12 protein-coding genes and 1 riboswitch are annotated in these 19,237 nt (G+C 73.0%); of the genes, 6 read left to right on the top strand and 6 right to left on the bottom strand.

Features of this window, described 5'->3' with window-relative positions; all coding sequences use genetic code 11:
- Window positions 1-100: 100 nt before the first annotated feature.
- The gene (locus tag RBXJA2T_RS07400) at window positions 101-2,002 is read right to left on the bottom strand and encodes an autotransporter assembly complex protein TamA (RefSeq protein ID WP_009856719.1); all 1,902 of its coding nucleotides are present in this window, start codon (window positions 2,000-2,002) and stop codon (window positions 101-103) included.
- Window positions 2,003-2,158: 156 nt separating this feature from the next.
- Between RBXJA2T_RS07400 and RBXJA2T_RS07395 the strand changes: the two genes are divergently transcribed.
- The 3 genes from RBXJA2T_RS07395 (at window position 2,159) to RBXJA2T_RS07385 (ending at window position 6,702) form a co-directional block, all read left to right on the top strand.
- Window positions 2,159-3,094: a mechanosensitive ion channel family protein gene (locus tag RBXJA2T_RS07395; protein WP_050801746.1), complete on the top strand. Its 936-nt coding sequence runs from the start codon at window positions 2,159-2,161 to the stop codon at window positions 3,092-3,094.
- A 15-nt stretch (window positions 3,095-3,109) separates the two neighbouring features.
- On the top strand, window positions 3,110-3,670 hold the full coding sequence (locus RBXJA2T_RS07390; RefSeq protein ID WP_009856717.1) for an NADPH-dependent FMN reductase: 561 nt from the start codon (window positions 3,110-3,112) through the stop codon (window positions 3,668-3,670).
- Between the two features lie 150 nt (window positions 3,671-3,820).
- Window positions 3,821-3,907: riboswitch (cyclic di-GMP riboswitch) on the top strand.
- Window positions 3,908-3,966: 59 nt separating this feature from the next.
- Entirely contained in the window at window positions 3,967-6,702 is a 2,736-nt protein-coding gene (locus RBXJA2T_RS07385; RefSeq protein WP_029718994.1) for a S8 family serine peptidase, read from the top strand.
- A 30-nt stretch (window positions 6,703-6,732) separates the two neighbouring features.
- Here RBXJA2T_RS07385 and treZ read toward each other — a convergent pair whose 3' ends face one another.
- From treZ to RBXJA2T_RS07370, 3 genes are all read right to left on the bottom strand, one after another.
- Entirely contained in the window at window positions 6,733-8,484 is a 1,752-nt protein-coding gene (treZ, locus tag RBXJA2T_RS07380) for a malto-oligosyltrehalose trehalohydrolase (RefSeq protein ID WP_009856715.1), read from the bottom strand.
- Between the two features lie 178 nt (window positions 8,485-8,662).
- On the bottom strand, window positions 8,663-10,156 hold the full coding sequence (gene malQ / locus RBXJA2T_RS07375) for a 4-alpha-glucanotransferase (RefSeq protein ID WP_009856714.1): 1,494 nt from the start codon (window positions 10,154-10,156) through the stop codon (window positions 8,663-8,665).
- Window positions 10,157-10,167: 11 nt separating this feature from the next.
- The gene (locus RBXJA2T_RS07370; protein WP_009856713.1) at window positions 10,168-11,808 is read right to left on the bottom strand and encodes an alpha-D-glucose phosphate-specific phosphoglucomutase; all 1,641 of its coding nucleotides are present in this window, start codon (window positions 11,806-11,808) and stop codon (window positions 10,168-10,170) included.
- A 255-nt stretch (window positions 11,809-12,063) separates the two neighbouring features.
- Between RBXJA2T_RS07370 and RBXJA2T_RS07365 the strand changes: the two genes are divergently transcribed.
- The 3 genes from RBXJA2T_RS07365 (at window position 12,064) to RBXJA2T_RS07355 (ending at window position 14,278) form a co-directional block, all read left to right on the top strand.
- Window positions 12,064-12,372, top strand: coding sequence for a hypothetical protein (locus RBXJA2T_RS07365; protein ID WP_009856712.1), 309 nt, complete (start codon window positions 12,064-12,066; stop codon window positions 12,370-12,372).
- 127 nt (window positions 12,373-12,499) lie between these two features.
- A complete protein-coding gene (locus tag RBXJA2T_RS07360; protein ID WP_081467604.1) occupies window positions 12,500-13,864 on the top strand; it encodes a dicarboxylate/amino acid:cation symporter in 1,365 nt (454 codons plus the stop codon).
- Window positions 13,865-13,906: 42 nt separating this feature from the next.
- A complete protein-coding gene (locus RBXJA2T_RS07355; protein ID WP_009856710.1) occupies window positions 13,907-14,278 on the top strand; it encodes a hypothetical protein in 372 nt (123 codons plus the stop codon).
- Between the two features lie 182 nt (window positions 14,279-14,460).
- Here RBXJA2T_RS07355 and RBXJA2T_RS07350 read toward each other — a convergent pair whose 3' ends face one another.
- Complete coding sequence (locus RBXJA2T_RS07350) at window positions 14,461-16,530, bottom strand: putative bifunctional diguanylate cyclase/phosphodiesterase (RefSeq protein WP_009856709.1); 2,070 nt, start codon at window positions 16,528-16,530, stop codon at window positions 14,461-14,463.
- A 186-nt stretch (window positions 16,531-16,716) separates the two neighbouring features.
- Window positions 16,717-19,237 (bottom strand): diguanylate cyclase (locus RBXJA2T_RS19745; protein WP_009856708.1); only part of this gene is annotated, 2,521 nt, incomplete at its 5' end.

Raw genomic sequence — 19,237 nt, 5'->3', positions numbered from 1 at the left:
ACGGTGAGCGCGGCGGCGGCGGCGAGCCACGCGGCGAGGCGGCGTCGCGGCGGCGCGGCGCTGGCGGCGTTGGTGGTGGAAGTGGCGGGTCCGGTCATCGTCAGAAGGTCACGCCGACGCTCAGGTGCAGCCGCACGTTGCCGGTCTCGTGGCCGCGTGCGACGTCGACGCTCAGCGGGCCGATCGGGCTGCGCAGGCGCAGGCCGACGCCGTAACCGACCGCCGGTCGGTATCCCTGCCAGCGATCGGCGGCGCGGCCGGCGTCGACGAAGGCCGCGCCCCAGAGCTGCGGCAGGCGCGCCAGGATCGGCCGGGCGATCTCGGCGCTGGCGGTGGCCATCACCTTGCCGCCGGAGACGATGCCGTTGTCGGTCGGGGCCAGCGAACGGTACTCGTAGCCGCGCACCGAGCCGTCGCCGCCGGCGCGAAACAGCAGCGACTCCGGCGGCAGCACGTCGTCACGCGCGAAGACCTCGCCGGCTTCCAGCCGCAGCGTGCCGTACCAGCGGCCCAGCGGCTGGTAGACGGCCAGCCGGCCCCAGGCGCGCACGAAGGGGCCGGTGCCGCCGGGGTCCGAACGCGCGCGGCCGCCGCCGACCTGGCCCGAGAACACCCAGCCCTCGGTCGGCAGCAGCATGTTGTCGACGCGGCGCCAGACACCCTGGTAGTGCAGGCTCAGCGCGTCGGCGTCGGTGCGTGTGCCGTCGTCGAGGCGGCGCACCGAACGTTCGGCCTCGACGTAGAGCAGGCGGTCGATGCGCGGCGTCTCCTGGGCCCGGCCCAGGCGTGCACGCACCGACGAGACGATGTCGGTCGAGGACTCGATGCGCTCGGCGGCGCCGCCGACGAGGTTGCGGTAGAGCCCGGGCAGCGGGTGGGTGCTCAGCTCGCCGGTCCACGAGCGGCGCACGCGGCCCAGCTCGAAGGTGTTGCGTGCCGTCAGCGCCTGGCCGAAGGCGCGGCGGTGCACGTGCTCGACGGTGCCGCGCGGCCCGACCTCGGAACTGACACCGAGGCCGAAGGTGGCCTCCTGGATCTCGCGTTCGGCCACGCGCACGGTGATCGTCGCCCGGCCGGGGTCCTCGGCGCGGGCGTCGAGCTGCACCGAGGCGGTGGTGAACAGCCCCGAGCGCTGCAGCCGCTCCTGGAAGTCGAGCAGCAGCTTCTCGGTGGCCGGCGTGCCGGCGCGGAAGCCGGCCAGGTTGCGCACCGTGGCCTCGTCCTGGCGCTGCAGCCCGCGGATGCGCAGCTCGCCGGTGCGAAACAGCGGCCCGCTGTCAGCCACCAGTTCGAGGTCGACGCGGTGCGCCGTCGCGTCCACGCGGGCCAGCGTCGACACCCATTCGGCGCGTGCGTAGCCCAGCGCGCGCAGCCGCGCCAGCGCCGAGCGCTTGGCGGCCGCCCACTCCTCGTTGCGGAACGGCTCGCCGGGGTCCAGCGGCCAGTCCTCGCGCAGCGCGGCGTCGCCGTCGACGGCCTCGGCTTCGCCAAGCGCACGCGCCTCGGCCAGCGGGCCGTTGATCTCGATCTTCAGGCCGCGAACCCGGGCCCGCGGGCCGGGCTCGACGCGCACCAGCACCACCGGCGGGTCGCCGGGGTAGCGTTCGATCGTGATCGTCGGCGTGAAGAAGCCTTCGGTCTCGACCAGCGACTGCACCTGCTCCGGGGCGGCGGCAATCAGGCGTTCGACCTCGCGAGCCGAGGGCCGCCGGCCCTGGGCCAGTGCCGGCAGGCGGGCGAGGTCGAGCTGCTGCTCGAGCAGCGCGCGCACGGTCTCGGGGGCCGCCACGCGCAGCACCAGCACCGGCGCCGACTCGGCCGGCTCGGTGGTGGCCTGGGCATCCGGCCGGTCTGCGGGCTCGCGCGCCAGGCCGGCGCAGCCGCCGAGCGCGAGGCAGACGAGCCAGGCCGCCGGCAGCGCCGCGCGCCCGGCGCCGCGGGGCCTGCACGGGGCCGGGCTGCGGAGGCGGCGGCCGCGGGCAGGCAGGACGTTGTCGGGCATTGCCCAATGCTTTCATTGACCGGGCCTGCCTGGCAAGTGCCGGCCGCGTGAGCGCGGGTGATGCCGGCGCCGCGGCCGGCCGGCCGACGGGTGGGGGCTTTGGCCCTGCCCGTAGAGTCGGCTCGCGCCCGGCGTGAGGCGTACCCCCCAAGGAGGATGAACCGCGTGGATTTCTCGTGGACTGCCGCATTGAGCGACCTGGACTTCGGGCGCTGGAACGAACCGCTGCGTTCGGGCCTGCGCATCGTGCTGATCCTGCTGGCCGCCTGGCTGGCGGCGAGGCTGCTGCAGCGCCTGGTGCGGCTGATGAACGCCCGCTTCAGCCAGCGCCTGGAGGGCGACGCGGTGCGGCGCGCCCACACCATCAACCGCGTCGCGCGCTACCTGATCGGCATCGTCGTCGGCGCGCTGGCGGCGATGACGGTGCTGGCCGAGGTCGGCATCTCGCTGGCGCCGATCCTGGGCGCGGCCGGTGTCGTCGGCATCGCCGTCGGCTTCGGCGCGCAGTCGCTGGTCAAGGACTACTTCACCGGCTTCTTCATCCTGTTCGAGGACCAGCTGCGCACCGGCGACGTGGTCGAGATCGCCGGCATCGGCGGCCTCGTCGAGGACATGACGCTGCGCCACGTGCGGCTGCGCGACTACGACGGCAACGTGCACTTCGTGCCCAACAGCCTGATCACGACGGTGACCAACCGCGGCCGCAACTTCGCGTTCTCGGTGGCCGATCTGCGCATCGCCTACCGCGAGGACCTCGACGAGGTCTGCGCCGTGGTGCGCGAGGTCGCCGCCGGGCTGCGGGCCGACGAACGCTTCGCCGCGCGCATCCTCGAGGACCTGGAGATCGCCGGCGTCGAACGCTGGGACGAGAGCGCGGTGACGCTGCGCGTGCGTTTCAAGGTCGCGCCGCTGGCCCAGTGGGAGGTGCGGCGCGAGTTCCTGCGCCGGCTCAAGCGGGCCTTCGACGAGCGCGGCATCGAGATCCCGTACCCGCACCTGACCGTCTACGCCGGCGCCGGCAAGGACGGCGACGCGCCGGCGCTGCCGCTGGGCATCCGCCGCCAGCGTGCGCCGGATGCGGCCAATGCCTGAACCTGGAGGTCCTCGATGAGCGAATCCCACCGCATCGGTCTGGTCGTCGGCAGCCTGCGTCGCGACTCCTTCAACCGCCGCCTGGCGCAGGCGCTGGCGACGATGGCGCCCGCGCCCTGGCAGCTGGAGATCGTCGAGATCGGCGACCTGCCGCTGTACGACCAGGACGACGACGCCTCTCCCGCCGAGGCCGTGCGCCGTTTCAAGGCCCGGATCGCCGCGTGCCGAGGCGTGATCTTCGTGACGCCGGAATACAACCGTTCGATCCCGGGCGTGCTGAAGAACGCGCTGGATCACGCGTCGCGGCCCTACGGCCAGAGCGTCTGGGCCGGCAGGCCGGCCGGTGTCGTCGGCGTGTCGATCGGCGCCATCGGCACGGCGCTGGCGCAGCAGCACCTGCGCAACGTGCTCGCCTACCTGGCGATGCCGACGCTGACCCAGCCCGAGGTCTATCTGCAGGCCAGGGACGGGTTCTTCGCCGTCGACGGCAGCCTGGCGGACGAGCGCACGCGGCGTTTCGTCCAGGGCTGGCTCGACGCCTTCCTGGCCTGGGTGGAGCGTCAGGCGCCGGCCTGACGCGCGGCGCGGCGTGATCGCCGGATGTGCGCCGTTTTTCGCGCTCTTTTGAACGCGCTGGTGCCGACGGCTTCCGCGCAGGACGCGGCCGCGAGACACTCGCGCCGCCGGCTCGGGCAGTCGCCCGGGCCGTGAGCCGGCCGCCGCGAGGCGGCCGATGGGCAAACCCGGCGAAAGCCGGGGACGCAAAGCTTCCGGGCTACGGGCGGCAACGCCTACGCCAGCGGGGTTGCCGTCACGGGCCGTCGCCCGGGTGTCAGGCCGCGCCTTTGTGTCCCGAACGTCACGAGCGGCCGATGCAGCGACCCGTCTCTCCCCGAACGATCATCCTGCGCGGCCTGGCCGTGGGCCTGCTGGCGGCAGGCGCCGGCGGCGCCTGGGCCCAGGACGTCGGCCGCATCGTCGTGCGCTACAAGCCGGTGGTGCAGGCCGCCGGCGTGTCGCCCGATGCGATGGCCGCGACGATGTCCCAGCGTGCCAGCTCGATGGCCACGCGCGCCGGCGTGCGGCTGAAGACCTTGCGCACGACGGGCTCCAGCGCCGCGGTCTACGAGACCCGCGACGCCGTCGACGCACACGAGCTGCGCGCGATGGCGCTGCGCATGGCACGGGACCCGGCAGTGCTGTCGGCCGAGCCCGACGTGCGCGTCGCGGCGACGAGCAACGACACCTACTTCTCGATGCAGTGGGCGCTGGGCTCGCCTGCGGCCAAGGCCGGCGCCGGCAACTTCGTCGCCGCCTGGCCGTACACGACCGGCAACGATGTCGTCGTCGCGGTGCTCGACACCGGCATGACGGCGCATCCGGACCTGCAGAGCCGCCAGTTCGCCGGCTACGACTTCGTCTCCGACACCACGACCGGCGCCGACGGCGGCGGCCGCGACGCCGACCCCACCGACCCCGGCGACGCCTGCCCCAGCAGCGGCAGCGCGAGCAGCTGGCACGGCACCGCGGTGGCCTCGCAGATCGCGGCCATCGCCGACAACGGCTACGGCATCGCCGGCGCCGCGCCGGGTGCGCGCATCCAGCAGGTGCGTGTGCTCGGCCAGTGCGGCGGCTGGCTGTCCGACACCTCGGACGCGATCGCCTGGCTGGCCGGGCGCAGCTTTGCCGGCATCCCGGCACCGTCGGTGCGGCCCAAGGTCATCAACCTGAGCCTGGGTGGCGGCACCAGCTGCCCGAGCTACATGCAGGACGCGATCAACCTGGCCAACGCGGCCGGGATCGTCGTCATCGCCGCCGCCGGCAACGACGGCGCGGCGACGATCAACGCGCCGGCCAGCTGCAGCGGCGTCATCGCGGTGGCCGCGGCCACGGCCACCGGCGACCTGGCGAGCTACTCGAACTACTCGTCGCAGGTGGCGATCACCGCGCCGGGCGGCGGCCAGTGCCGCCAGGCCACCGCCGGCTGCGACACGACGCCGACGATCGCCTCGGGCGTCGATGGCAGCAGCAGCTTCGTCGGCTACACGCCGGCGCGCTACTTCGCCGGCACCTCGGCGGCGACGCCGCACGTCTCGGCCGCCGCGGCGCTGCTGCTGGCCTACACGCCGTCGCTGACGCCGGCGCAGGTGCGCTCGGCGCTGCTGTCGGGCGCGCGGCCGTTCCCGGCGGGCACCTTCTGCACCACCGCCGGCCGCTGCGGCTCCGGCCTGCTGGACGCCTCGCGTTCGCTGGCGACGCTGGCCGCGCCGCTGGTGACGATCACGCCGACGGCCGGCGTCACGACCGGCAGCAACGGCGTGCAGGCCGGCCTGGTGGCCCGTGGCGCGTCGGCGACGCTGAAGGCCGCGGTGTCGTCGGGAAGCGGCTACAGCTACGCCTGGCAGCAGGCCAGCGGGAGCGCGGCGACGATCGTCTCCGGCCGCACGGCCGACACGCTGGTCTTCACCGCGCCGGCTTCCGCCGGGCTGATCTCGTTCGCCGTGACCGCGACCTCGCCGTCGGGCGTGACGGCGCGCAACACCGTTTCGCTGCGCGTCAACAGCGCCCCCGACACGCTGCCGGCCTCGCTGCCCGAAGCGATGGCCGGCACCGCCTACTCGAAGCCGCTGCCGACGACCGACGGCGACGGCGACACGCTGAGCTTCGCGCTGGTCTCCGGCCCGAGCGGGCTGACGGTGTCCTCGGCCGGCGTCGTGAACTGGAGCGCGCCGGTGCTGGGCAGCCACTCGCTGACGGTCGCCGCGCGTGATCCCTTCGGCCAGACGAGCCAGCGCGCCATCTCGCTGACCGTCAAGTCCCAGAAGGTCGCGCTGCCGGTCGTGCCGGGCGGCACGTTCAGCGCCCGTGTCGGCACGGCCTTCAGCGCCGCCACCGGCGTCACCGGGCCGTCGGGCGTGGCGATCCGCTACACGCTCGCCGGCCAGCCCGCGGGGATGACGATCAGCAGCGCCGGCGTGCTGAGCTGGCCGGCCCCGGTGGCCGGCAGCTACGGCATCCGCGTCACGGCGACGAACGCCGGCGGCTCGGCCTCGGGCGTCTACGCGCTGACCGTCAAGCCGGCCAACCGCGCGCCGGTCGTCACGGCCAAGAGCTACACCGCCGTGGCCGGCACCCGATGGACCGGCCAGGTGACGGCCAGCGACGCCGACGGCGATGCGCTGCGCTACGAGCTGATCTCGGGCGTGCCGTCGGGCATGACGATCGGCAGCACCGGCCTGATGAGCTGGGCGGCGCCGGTCGCCGGCAGCTACAAGGTCGGCGTGCGTGCCACCGATCCGTCCGGTGCGTCCTCGGTGGCGACGATGACCCTCGTCGTCAGCAAGCCCAACAGCGCGCCGACGGTGGGCAGCCTCAGCATCACGACGACGGCCAACCTCGCCTTCTCCGTCCAGCTGCTGGCGCGTGACGCCGACGGCGACGCGCTGAGCTTCGCGTTCAGCGGCAGCGTGCCGGCCGGCCTGACGCTGAGCGCGGCCGGCCGCCTGAGCTGGGCCAAGCCGGTGCGCGGCAACTGGGCGGTGACGGTGCGCGTCGCCGATGCGCGCGGCGCGGCAACCACGACGACGGTGAAGATCGTCGTCAACTGATCGCGGCGTGCGGCGGCCGCCGTCCGGGGCTCAGGCGCCCGCGCGGAAGACGATCGCCGCATGGCCCGGCAGCCGGCCCGGCGTGCGTGTCGGCGTGCTGCACAGCACCTCGGTCCAGCCTTCGGGCACGGCGATGGCCTGCTCGTCGGGCCCGAGGTTCAGCCAGGTCAGCGTGCGCGGTGCGGCCAGGCGCACGAGCTTCGTCGCCGCGTCGCCGGCGACCTGCACGGCGCCGCGTTCGCGTGGGCCCAGGTCCCCGGCGCGCTTCAGGGCGATCAGCGTGCGGTAGCGCTCCAGCACGAAGCGGCCCTTGGGTGTCGCGGCGCGCTGCCAGCGCAGCTTGGCGGCGAGGAAGGTCGAACGCGCGTGCGGGTTGGGCGGGTCGAACCCCGGCACGAAGCCGTTCTCGGCACGGCGCCCGGCACGCACGCCGCGCACGACGCGGCGGTCGCCGAAGTCCTCGAAGAACAGGAAGGGCGCCGTCTCGCCCCATTCCTCGCCCATGAACAGCATCGGGACGAAAGGGCTGGCGAACATCGCCACTGCGGCCAGCAGCGCGCGCTCGGGGCCGACCAGCGCCGCCAGGCGTTCGCCGCCGGGGCGGTTGCCGACCTGATCATGGTTCTGCACGTGCACGACGTGTTCACGCGGCAGCGTCGACGCCGGGTCGCTGCCGGTGAAGTGGCGGCGAAAGCGGTCCAGCCGCGTGCCGTCGAGCACCCAGCCGCGCGCCAGCGCCGTGACCACGTCCTCGAAGCGGCCGAAGCTCGCGTAGTGGCGCCAGCGTTCGCCGGTCAGCCAGGCCACCAGCGCGTGGTTCAGGTCGTCGTTCCACTGCGCGTCGCAGCCCAGGCCGTCGGCGGCGGTGACGCGCGCGTTGTTGCGCAGGTGCTCGGCGATGGTCAGCACGGTGCGGCGCTGGCGCCGGCCGATCTCGCGCGCCAGCTCGCTCAGCTCGCGCACGATGGGCACCGGGCTGTTGTCGTGGATCTCCGAGGCCGCGTCCAGGCGCACGCCGTCGAAGCCGACGTCCTCGATCCAGAAACGCAGGTTCTCGGCGAAGTACTCGCGCACGCCGTAGGCGTACTCGCCATCGAAGTTGATCGCCGCGCCCCAGGGCGTGGCCGCGGCGCGCGTGTAGGGCGCGAACTGGCCGCTGTAGTTGCCTTCGGGCCCGAAGTGGTTGTAGACGGCGTCCAGCAGCACCGCGATGCCCAGCGCGTGCGCCTGCTCGATGAACTGCCGCAGCTCGGCCCACGAGCCGTAGGCTGCGTGCAGCGCGAACGGCTGCACGCCGTCGTAGCCCCAGTTGCGTTCGCCGGGGAAGGCCGCCAGCGGCATCAGCTCGACGACGTTGACGCCCAGGGCCGCCAGATGGCCCAGGCGCCGGGTGGCTGCCGCCAGCGTGCCTTCGGGCGTGAAGGTGCCGACGTGCAGCTCGTAGATCACCGCGTCCTCGATCTCGACGCCGCGCCAGCCGGGGCTGGCCGCCGGCACGATGTCGACGACCTCGCTCGGCCCGTGCACGCCGTCGGGCTGGCGGCGCGAAGCCGGGTCGGGCCAGGCGGCGCCGTCGACCTCGACGCGGTAGCGCGTGCCGGCCGGCAGCGCCTCGGTGGCCGCGCTCCAGTAGCCCAGCGCGTCGCTGTGCAGCACCAGCGGCGCGCGGCCGTCGTCGAAGACGATGCGCAGCGCCAGCTTCTCCGGCGCGAAGACACGGAAGGCCGAACGGCCGTCGGCCAGCCGGTGGTGGCCCAGGCGGCCGAGCGGCGGGAATGTCATCGTGCGTCCTGCACTGGAACTTCTCGCCGCAGGCTGCACGCAGCGGCCAGCCCCTCGGGGACCGAGCGCCGCAGGCGCTCAGGGGGAGCGGCGTAGGCAAGCGTGCCGAACCCGATCCGGGTCGCCCGGTCGGGCTCGGAGCCCCCTTGGGGGGCGGCCGCCAGGCGGCCGGGGGCCGTCATAACCGGTCGTAGAGCTGGGCCATGCGGTGCAGCCTCGTTGCGGCTTCGGAGGGCACGTCGCTCCAGACGAAGCGCCAGCCCCAGTTGCCGCGGCCGGTGCCGGGGAAGTTCATCCGGTGGCGGCCGTCCAGGCCCATCACGTCCTGCATCGGGTAGATCGCGGTGTCGGCGATGCTGGCGCAGGCGCAGCGGATCAGGTCCCAGTGTGGCGTGCGGCCGTCGGTGGCCAGGTACTCGCGCAGGTGGTTGCGCGAGGCCTCGCTGGCGCTGGCGTACCAGCCGACGGTCGTGTCGTTGTCGTGCGTGCCGGTGTAGACGACGGTGTCGGGCTCGTAGCGGTGCGGCAGGAAGCGCCGCTCGGCGTTGATGTCCTCGCCCCAGGCGAACTGCAGGATGCGCATGCCGGGGAAGGCGAAACGCTTGCGCAGCGCGTCGACGTCGGGCGTGATGACACCCAGGTCCTCGGCGATGACCGGCAGCTCGCCCAGCGCCGCGGCGATGGCCTCGAACAGCGCCTCGCCCGGTGCCGGCACCCAGCGGCCGTTGACCGCTGTCGGCTCGCTGGCCGGGATCTCCCAGTAGGCCGCGAAGCCGCGGAAGTGGTCGATGCGCAGCAGGTCGACGAGCTCGAAGCCGCGTTTGATGCGCTGGATCCACCAGGCGAAGCCTTCGGCAGCGTGCGCCTCCCAGCGGTACAGCGGGTTGCCCCAGCGCTGGCCGGTGGCCGAGAAGCCGTCGGGCGGCACGCCGGCGATGACGCTGGGCTCGCCGCGTTCATCGAGGATGAACAGCTCCGGCCGCGCCCAGACCTCGGCGCTGTGGTGGGCGATGAAGATCGGCGCGTCGCCGACGATCTGCACGCCGCGGGTGTGGGCGTAGGCGCGCAGCCGGCCCCACTGGCGGAAGAAGCGCCACTGGCAGAAGGTCCAGAAGTCCACGCGTTCGCCGTGCTGCTGGCGCGCCGCGGCCAGGGCCTTCTTCTCGCGCCGCGCCAGCGGCGCCGGCCACTCGGTCCAGCGGCCCGGGTGGGTTTCGGCCAGCGCCATGAACAGCGCGTAGTCGTCCAGCCAGTCGGCGTGGGCGGCCTTGAAGTCGGCCAGGTCGGCGCGGTCGGCGGCGCTCGCCGAGGCGGCGAAACGGCCCGCGGCGCGCGCCAGCCGGTCCATTCGGAACGGCACGACGGCCTCGAAGTTCACCTGGTGCTCGTCAGCGCCGGGCGGCGGCGCCAGCTCGCCCGGCTCCAGCCAGCCGTGCTGCGCGAGGTCGTCGAGGTCGACGAGCAGCACGTTGCCGGCGAAGGCCGAGCTGCTCATGTACGGCGAGTTGCCCGGGCCGATGCCGCCCAGCGGCAGGATCTGCCAGAGCTTCTGGCCGCCGACGGCCAGCCAGTCGACGAAGTGGTAGGCGCCGGCGCCGAAGTCGCCCGAGCCGTGCGGGCCGGGCAGGGAAGTGGGGTGCAGCAGCACGCCGCTGCGACGGGGAAAACGCATGGAGAGAGGTCTCAGGTGATGACGTCCGGCGCTTCGCGGCCGGTCCACGCCGGGATGCCCGCGATGTCGCGGGCCAGGGTGATCAGCGGCGCCAGCGCCGCCTGCGGATCGAGCCCGTGGCGTGCCGGGTCGGGCTCGTACTGTTCGATGTAGACGCGCAGCGTCGCGCCGCTGGTGCCGGTGCCCGACATCCGGTAGACGATGCGCGAGCCGTCGCCGAAACCGATGCGCAGGCCCTGGTGGCGCGAGACGCTGCCGTCGACCGGGTCGGTGTAGGCGAAGTCGTCGGCGAGCACGATGCGGCGGCCGGCGATCGTCAGCCCGGGCAGGCGCGGCAGGCGATCGGACAGCGCGTCGAGCAGGCCGTGCACGGCCTCGACCTCGACGTCCTCGTAGTCGTGGCGGGTGTAGTAGTGGCGGCCGTAGGTGGCCCAGTGCGCCTCGGCGATCTCGCGCACGCTCTGGCGACGCTTGGCGAGGATGCTCAGCCACAGCAGCACGGCCCAGACGCCGTCCTTCTCGCGCACGTGGTCGCTGCCGGTGCCGGCGCTCTCCTCGCCGCACAGCGTGATGCGGCCGGCGTCGAGCAGGTTGCCGAAGAACTTCCAGCCGGTGGGCGTCTCGTGGCAGGGGATGCCCAGCGCCTGGGCGACACGGTCGACGGCGGCGCTGGTCGGCATCGAGCGCGCGACGCCGGCCAGGCCCTGGGCGTAGGCCGGTGCGCAGCGCGCGTTGGCCGCCAGCATCGCCAGCGAGTCCGACGGCGAGACGAAGATGCCGCGGCCGATGATCAGGTTGCGGTCGCCGTCGCCGTCGGAGGCGGCGCCGAGGTCGGGCGCGTCGGCGCCCATCATCTCGTCGTACAGCGCCTTGGCGTGCACGAGGTTGGGGTCGGGGTGGCGGCCGCCGAAGTCGGGCAGCGGCGTGCCGTGGATCACCGTGCCGGCCGGCGCGCCGAGTTCACGTTCAAAGATCGCGTGCGCGTACGGCCCGGTGACGGCGTGCATCGCGTCGAAGCGCAGCCGGAAGCCGCCGGCGAACAAGGCGCGCAGCGCGTCGAAGTCGAACAGGCGCTGCATCAGTGCCAGGTAGTCGGCCACCGGGTCGACGACCTCGACGGCCAGCGAACCCAGCGTGCGCGTGCCAGGGGTGTCGAGGTCGAGGTCGTCGGCGTCGACCGTCAGGTATTCGGTGATCGCCAGCGTGCGGGCGTGGATCGTGTCGGTGACGCGCTCGGGCGCCGGGCCGCCGTTGGCGGTGTTGAACTTGATGCCGAAGTCGCCGTCGGGCCCTCCGGGGTTGTGGCTGGCCGACAGGATCAGGCCGCCGAAAGCCTGGTGGGCGCGGATCACGCAGGACGCCGCCGGCGTCGACAGGATGCCGCCGGCACCGACGACGACGCGGGCGAAGCCGTTGGCCGCGGCCATGCGGATCACCGTCTGGATCGCCTCGCGGTTGTGGAAGCGGCCGTCGCCGCCGACGACCAGCGTCAGCCCGGCGAAGCCCGTGGGCGGGCGCACGGCGTCGAACACCGACTGCACGAAGTTCTCGACGTAGTGCGGGCGGGCGAATTCGGCGACCTTCTTGCGCAGGCCGCTGGTGCCGGGCTTCATGCCGGCGATCGGGGTCGTGGGGACGCGCGTGACGAACATGGCGGGCAGGGTGGACGTGGTGCGTGAGCGTAACGCGGCGCAGGCCATCCGCCGTGACAGCCCCCCGACGAACCCCGATCGGGAGGGGATGCGGTGCCGCTGCGGGGGCTTGCCGTCCCCCGTTGGTGCCGAGCGGCGACACGCCGCGCGGCTTGAGCACGAAGTGAAGGGCTTGTCGCCCGTTCTTGCACCGATCGCAGGCGGGCCTGCTGCGCCATCCTAACGGCCGATCTCCTGCCACCCGGCCCCGCCCCGATGACCGCACTTGCCGCCCGCCGTCTCTACGTCCTCGACCTCGCCCGCCGCCTCGGCGACATGGACTGCGGGGAGGCCTTGCTGCACCCGCTGGAGTACCGCGTGATCGCCCGCCGCCTGAAGCAGGCGCTGGCCGGGTTGCCCGAGGTGCTGCTGGTCGGAGTCGCGCCGGACGAACTGGCGGCGCTGATCCCGCTGCTCGAGGCGCGCCACTTCGACGAGCACGGCGTGCTGCGCGGCGAGCACGCCGAGTCCAGCCGCGCCGAAGCCCGCGCGCTGATGCGGCGCCTGGGCTGCCGCTGCCGCTGAGGCTTCCGGCCGGCGGCGTCCACCGCCCGCGCATTCGTTCGCAGGAACGTCGCATTCAGGGTTTCCACGATTCGGGAATGCCCTAATGCGACAATGACATTTCCGCGCGAGTTGTCGTTGCGGGGAGATGTCAGTGAATTCGAACAGCGCTAATCGACCCTTTTACCGTTCCCTGTACGTACAAGTACTTATTGCAATTGCCGTTGGCATCACATTAGGCCACTTCTGGCCGGAAACCGGTGCCGCGATGAAGCCGCTGGGCGACGGCTTCATCAAGCTGATCAAGATGATCATCGCGCCGATCATCTTCTGCACCGTCGTCGTCGGCATCGCCGGCATGGAAGACATGAAGCAGGTCGGCCGCACCGGTGGCCTGGCCCTGCTGTACTTCGAGATCGTCAGCTCGATCGCGCTGGTCATCGGCCTGGTCATCATCAACATCGTGCAGCCCGGCGTCGGCATGCACGTCGACCCGGCGACGCTGAACACCGCGGCCGTGGCGGCCTACACCGGCCCCGGCAAGATGGAGGGCACGGTCGACTTCCTGCTGCACGTGATCCCGACCACCGTCGTCGACGCCTTCGCCAAGGGCGAGATCCTGCAGGTGCTGTTCTTCTCGGTGCTGTTCGGCTTCGCGCTGCACCGTTTCGGCGGCCGCGGCTCGATGGTCTTCGAGTTCATCGAGAAGACCAGCCACGTGCTGTTCGGCATCGTCGGCATCATCATGAAGGTCGCGCCGATCGGCGCGTTCGGCGCGATGGCGTTCACGATCGGCAAGTACGGCATCGGCACGCTGGCCTCGCTGGGCGCGCTGATGGCCACCTTCTACGCCACCTGCCTGCTGTTCATCTTCGTCGTGCTCGGCGCCATCGCGCGCGCGCACGGCTTCTCGGTCTGGAAGTTCTGCCGCTACATCAAGGAAGAGCTGCTGATCGTGCTCGGCACCTCGTCGTCGGAGTCGGTGCTGCCGCGCATGATGGCCAAGCTGGAGAACCTGGGCGCGCGCAAGTCGGTGGTCGGCCTGGTGATCCCGACGGGCTACTCGTTCAACCTCGACGGCACCTCGATCTACCTGACGATGGCCGCGGTCTTCATCGCCCAGGCCACCGACACGCCGATGACGCTGACCCAGCAGCTGACGCTGCTGCTGGTGCTGCTGCTGACCTCCAAGGGCGCCGCCGGCGTCACCGGCAGCGGCTTCATCGTGCTGGCGGCCACGCTGTCGGCCGTCGGCCACGTGCCGGTCGCCGGGCTGGCGCTGATCCTCGGCATCGACCGTTTCATGTCCGAGGCGCGTGCGCTGACCAACCTGATCGGCAACGGCGTCGCGACGCTGGTCGTCGCCAAGTGGACCGGCGGCCTGGACGGCGAACGCATGCGCCGCCAACTCGACGGCGAGACCGTGGCCCAGGCGCAGCAGCCCGAGGCCGTGCTCGACGCCGTCGACGAGCACATGGCCGTGCCGCCGTCGGCCCGTCCGGCGCAGCGCTGAGGCCCCGGGCCGGCGGCGCTACAGTGGTGCCGCCGGCCCGCCATGAAACGCCTTCACCGCCCCGCTGTCGCCGCCGCGCTCGCCGGCGCGGCGGGCTGCATGGCGGTCGGCGTGTCCGCGCAGACGCTGCTGACGCCGGGCTACCGCGTGACGATCGAGCCGCGCTGCCCGGAGGGCGAGGTCGCGTGCACCGAGGTCGGCTACCACGGTGTCAGCCGCCGCAGCGGGCTGGGCATCACGCTGGACGGCCGCGCGCTGCACACGCGCTGCGCCGACGGCGTCACGCCCTGCCGCTTCATCGGCTGGGAGTTCCGCAACGGCGACACCGTCTACCGCGTCTCCGAGTCGGGCGAGCTGCTGGTCACGCGCGGCGAGCGCGTGCTGGTGCACCAGCGCGGCCGCTGGCAGCCCTGAACGGCCGCCGCTGACACACGGCCGACACACGGGCCGCCCACAATGCCGGCATCGGCGTGCGAAACCGGTCGCGACACTGGGCGACTCACGGGAACCCGTCACCCGGCATGGCCGATGCCAACACCGACGCCTCGCCACATCCTGTGGCGGGGCGTTTTCACGTCGGTGCGGCTGGCGCCGGCTCAGGCCGCGCTGGCGTGCGCGACCCGGGGGCCGCAGCCCTCGTCGAGCAGGCGCTCGAAGTCTTCGCGCGGCAGCGGCCGCGAGAACAGATAGCCCTGCTGCAGCGTGCAGCCCCGCGCCTTCAGGAAGGCCGACTGCGCCGGCGTCTCCACGCCCTCGGCCACGACCTGCAGGCCGAGCTCCTTGCCCAGCGTGATGATCGCCACGGCCAGCGCCGCGTCGGGGCCGCCTTGCGCGACGTCGGTGACGAAGGCGCGGTCGATCTTCAGCTCGCTCATCGGCAGGCGCTTGAGGTGGCTCAGCGACGAGTAGCCGGTGCCGAAGTCGTCCAGCGAGAGCCCGAAGCCGCGCGCCTTCAGCTCGCCCAGCACCTCGATGGCCGCGTCCACGTCGTGCATCAGCATCGTCTCGGTGAGTTCCAGCACCAGGCTGGACGGGGCCAGACCGTGGGCGCGCATCAGCTCGCCCAGGCGGCCGGGCAGCCGGCGGTCGGCGAGGCTGCTGGCCGGCAGGTTGACCGACAGCGGCAGCGGCCGGCGGCCGGCATCGGCCCAGCGGCGCAGGCTGCTGCACGCGGCCTGCAGCACCTGCTCGGTCAGCGCCAGGATCAGCCCGATCTCCTCGGCCAGCGGGATGAAGCGCCCCGGCTCGACGAGGCCGCGTCCGGGGTGCTGCCAGCGCACCAGGGCCTCGGCGCCGACGATGCGCCCGCTGCGCACGTCGACCTTGGGCTGGTAGTGCAGCACGAACTGGCCGGCCTCCAGGGCCTGGCGCAGCTCGGCTTCCAGCAGCGCCCGCGCGCGCGAGCGGGCGTTGAGCTCGGCGTCGAAGAACGCGTGCTGCGCACCGCCGGCCGCCCGTGCCGCGCGGGCCGCCAGCTCGGCGCAGCGCATCAGGCCGGCCACGTCCTGCGCGTCGCCGGGAAACATCGCGATGCCGACGCTGGCCGACAGCAGCAGCGGCTGCGCCGGCGGCGCGCCGTCGACCTCGATGGCCTGGCCGATCACCGCCTGCAGCCGCTGCGCCACCGCCGAGGCGCGCTGCTGGCTGTCCAGATCGGTGACGAGCACCGAGAAGGCGTTGTCACCCAGGCGCGCCACGACGCCGGACTCGTCGCCTGCCGTGCCGACGGCGGCGAGGTCGCCGCCGCGGATCGTCGTGCGCACGCGCTGGGCGACGACGTTCAGCACCGCGTCGCCCTGGCCTCGGCCGTAGACGTCGGTGACGCTGCCGAAGCGGTCGATCTGGGCGTGCAGCACGGCGCAGCCGGTGCCGGTGCGGCGCGCGCGCTCCAGCGCCGCGACGGCCAGCTCCCCGAACAGGCGGCGGTTGGGCAGGCCGGTGATCTCGTCGTAGTGCGCCAGCAGCTGGGCCCGCAGCTCGGCGGCGGCGCGCGAGTCGTCGAGCGCGGCGCGTGCCATGAACTCGCGTCGCAGCACGTACTCGCGCCACCAGCCGATGCCAGCGGCCAGCACGAAGACCGTCAGCACGTGGTAGGTGCCGTACGCCGCCTCGGGCTCCGGCAGGCCGGCGTGCTGCCACAGCGCGTACTCGAAGGCCGCCAGGATCAGCAGGCCCGAGACCAGCGCGTGGCGGAACTGCACGCCCAGCACGACGAAGCAATAGAACTGCAGGAAGGTGAAGTTGAGCACCCCGACCCAGGACGTCAGCCCGGCGCCGCCTTCGGCGTCCAGGCGCACCAGCATCAGGAACAGGCACAGCGCCGCGCTGACGATGAAGCCGGCCATCACCGGCTGCCAGTGGCGGCGCCAGCGCGGCTGCAGCGAGTAGCCGAGCCCGGCCAGCAGCACCGGCACGGCCAGCGTCAGGCGCAGCAGGTTGGCGCCGCCGCCGTGGTGCACGACGAGGTCGACGAGGTAGTCGCCGATGACCAGCACCAGGCCCAGCACCAGGCTGGCCTGGGCGAAGCGGAAGTAATAGGCGACGTAGTGGCGCACGAAGCGCTGCTCGAAGACCGGATCGGCGAAACGCAGCAGCAGCCGCAACGGCAGGGCATGGGCCCGGCCGCTGGCCGTGCCGGCGCCGGGCGGGGCATCGGGGGCGTTCATCGGTTGGGTGCGGGGCGGCGCAGAAGAGGGGCCCGGCGCGGCACCCTCGGCGCCCGGCGACCCCGGATCATCCTGTGCGGCACGCCGCTCGGCACGGCGCGGCCCCGCGCGCGCCGCGGGGCGCAGTGACTTCTGCACGGGATCGGCCGGCCGGGCGGCACGGCCGCGGCGGCCGGCGCCGCGTGCTCAGCAGGCCTCGGTGGGGCTGTCCGCGGTTGCGCGCGGCTCGGACGTCATGACGGCCGGGGCCGGTTCGAGCGGGCCCAGCGGCGGGATCACCAGCGTCGTGTACTCGGCATACCGCGCGTCGGGCAGGTCGCGCAAGGCCAGGCGTTCGATGCGCGGCTGCTCGATCGGCAGCCACGCCGCCTCGTACAGGATGACCTCGTGCTCCGGCGGATACCAGCACAGCAGCCGGTCCACCAGCGCCTTCAGCCCGTCGCGCTCGGCGTGGAAACGCGTGCAGCTCAGGTCGCCGGCCAGGGCCACCTGCCACAGCAGCACCAGGCCGGCGCTGTCGAGCTGGCGGTCGTAGACCATCAGATGGGTGGCCTCCATCGACTGCACGCCACGCCGGCCCGGGTCCAGCCCGAGGTCCGCGTACAGGCAGGCCTCGGCCGAGATGCCCGGCTCCATGCGCGCCGGGATGCCTTCGGCACGCGCCTGGCGCACCACGCGATGCGGCACGTCGGCGAACACGCCCGGGTGGCCGTAGAACACCGCGCAGACGCGCCGGCCGGCACGAACCTCGGCCATGATCCGGTCGTCGATCTCGCGGTAGGTCTCGCGCCGGTCCTTGCCGGGGGCGTAGTGCACGCCGAGGTTGATCGCGTCCGGACGGAAACTGCAGATCATCGCCAGCGCGACCGGATTCACCAGGCAGAACACGACCTCGGCCTCGCGGATCTCGGACAGGCAGCGCTCGCTGGCGTGGCGGCCGAAATCGATGCCGCTGCCCACCACCACCAGGCCGGCCTGCCGGCTCTTGGGGGGCTCGTCGCTGCCGGCACGCACGATGCGGTTGCGCCCGCTGTGCTTGGCGCGATACAGGGCTTGGTCGGCCTCGTGCACCAGCTGTTCCAAGGTCTCGATGCCCTCGCCGGCTTCGCAGACGCCGGAGCTGATGCTGAAGTGCACGGTCTTGCCGAACACCTCGATCGGCTCGATGCGCTCGCGCAGTTGCCGCAGCAGCGCCTCGGCCTGCGCCGCGTCGTCCTTCAGCAGGATCGTGAACTCGTCGCCGCCGCTGCGCCCGGCGATGCCGCGCGCGCCCACCACCTCCGCGATCCACCCGCCCAGCGAACGCAGCGCCGCGTCGCCGGCGGCGTGCCCGAAGTGGTCGTTGACGCCCTTGAAGCGGTCGACGTCGGCGACGATCGCGGTGAACGGCTGCCCGCGTCGGCATGCCGCGGCGAACGCCGCCTCGCCGAGCTTGCGCACCTGCTGGTAGTTGTAGAGGCCGGTCAGGCCGTCGTGCTCGGACTGCCAGCGGTAGCGCCGGCGCTCGACGAAGGCGCGCCGCAGCAGCAGCGTCAGCAGCATCGCGACCAGCGCCAGCCCGCCGACGCCGACCCACAGCAGCCATTGCCGGCGCTGCGCGGCGGTGACCTGCAGCGCGGCCACTTGCTTCTCGGCTTCCAGCAGCGCGATCTGCTGCTCCTTCAGGCGGGTGTCGAACTGCACCTGCAGGAAGGCCACCCGGCGCTGGCGTGCATCGCTCTCGGCTTTCGCGGCCGCCTCGCTGGCCTGCTTGTAGTGCGCCAGCGCGCCGGCGGGGTCGCCGCGTTTCTCGGCCAGCAGCGCCAAGTGGTGTTCGGTTTCGGCAATCGCGTTCTGGTGCTTCAGGCCGCGGTAGTGGCGCAGGGTGTCGGTCAGCAGCCGTTCGGCGCGCTCGAGGTCGCGGCCCGCCACGACCAGGCTGCCGGCGAGCATCACCCGCGCGGTCCACTCGCCGACGGTGAAGCCGGCACTGCCGAAGTCCGCCAGCGCCTGCTCGGCCCATGCCACGGCCTCGACGTGGCGTCCCTGTGCCGCGGCCATCTTCGCGATGCCGTACTTGGCATTGGCGGTGAAGATCCTGTCGCCCGCGAGCTTGCAGGCCTCGATCTGGCGCCGGCGCCAGCGTTCGGCCTCGCGATAGCGGTGCCGATGGTCCTCGGACATCGCGACGTCGCTCAGCGCGACGCATCGGGCGCGTTGATCGGTGCCCTTTTCGACCAGGTTCAGCGCGCGCATCGCGAGCTCGTGCGCCCGCTCGGGCTCTCCGACCAGCGTGTGCAGGTAGCTGGCGACGCCCAGCAGGCTGGCGGACTCTTGCGGCGCCTCGCTCAGATGGGAGAGCGCCTCGTCGAGCCATGTGAAGGCCTGCGTCCACTCCTCGACGTTCGCTGCCGCGCTGATCGCGGTGGCGTACGCTCGTGCGCGCAGCGGCGGGGGCAGCGGCTCCTTCAGCAGTGCGTTGAAGCCGTTGATCGCAAGGCGCTCGTCGCCCGACACCACCAGCATGCGCAGGCGCACGAACTCCACCCGCTGGCGCTGTTCCGGGCTCAGCGCCGGAAGCTGCGGCGACAACGCCTGGATCTTCGCGTTGGTGTCGCGCCAGTCGGCGGCAACGCCCAGGCGCTCGATCTCGGCCACCTGCGGCTCCAGCGCTCCGTTGGCAAACGCCGGCAGGCCCGCGAGCGCGAGCCAAAGCGCTGCGGCGGAC

Source organism: Rubrivivax benzoatilyticus JA2 = ATCC BAA-35 (assembly GCF_000190375.1).
Taxonomy (GTDB): domain Bacteria; phylum Pseudomonadota; class Gammaproteobacteria; order Burkholderiales; family Burkholderiaceae_C; genus Rubrivivax; species Rubrivivax benzoatilyticus.
The sequence above is the reverse complement of the archived record's forward strand: the minus strand, read 5'-3'. Positions and strand labels throughout refer to the sequence as shown.

Coding starts and splice junctions, on each gene's coding strand:
- RBXJA2T_RS07350 (WP_009856709.1), bottom strand. CDS start 16,530: ATGAACGCCCCCGATGCCCCGCCCGGCGCCGGCACGGCCAGCGGCCGG.
- RBXJA2T_RS07400 (WP_009856719.1), bottom strand. CDS start 2,002: ATGCCCGACAACGTCCTGCCTGCCCGCGGCCGCCGCCTCCGCAGCCCG.
- treZ (WP_009856715.1), bottom strand. CDS start 8,484: ATGACATTCCCGCCGCTCGGCCGCCTGGGCCACCACCGGCTGGCCGAC.
- RBXJA2T_RS07390 (WP_009856717.1), top strand. CDS start 3,110: ATGAGCGAATCCCACCGCATCGGTCTGGTCGTCGGCAGCCTGCGTCGC.
- RBXJA2T_RS07365 (WP_009856712.1), top strand. CDS start 12,064: ATGACCGCACTTGCCGCCCGCCGTCTCTACGTCCTCGACCTCGCCCGC.
- RBXJA2T_RS07370 (WP_009856713.1), bottom strand. CDS start 11,808: ATGTTCGTCACGCGCGTCCCCACGACCCCGATCGCCGGCATGAAGCCC.
- RBXJA2T_RS07360 (WP_081467604.1), top strand. CDS start 12,500: ATGTCAGTGAATTCGAACAGCGCTAATCGACCCTTTTACCGTTCCCTG.
- RBXJA2T_RS07395 (WP_050801746.1), top strand. CDS start 2,159: ATGAACCGCGTGGATTTCTCGTGGACTGCCGCATTGAGCGACCTGGAC.
- RBXJA2T_RS07355 (WP_009856710.1), top strand. CDS start 13,907: ATGAAACGCCTTCACCGCCCCGCTGTCGCCGCCGCGCTCGCCGGCGCG.
- malQ (WP_009856714.1), bottom strand. CDS start 10,156: ATGCGTTTTCCCCGTCGCAGCGGCGTGCTGCTGCACCCCACTTCCCTG.
- RBXJA2T_RS07385 (WP_029718994.1), top strand. CDS start 3,967: ATGCAGCGACCCGTCTCTCCCCGAACGATCATCCTGCGCGGCCTGGCC.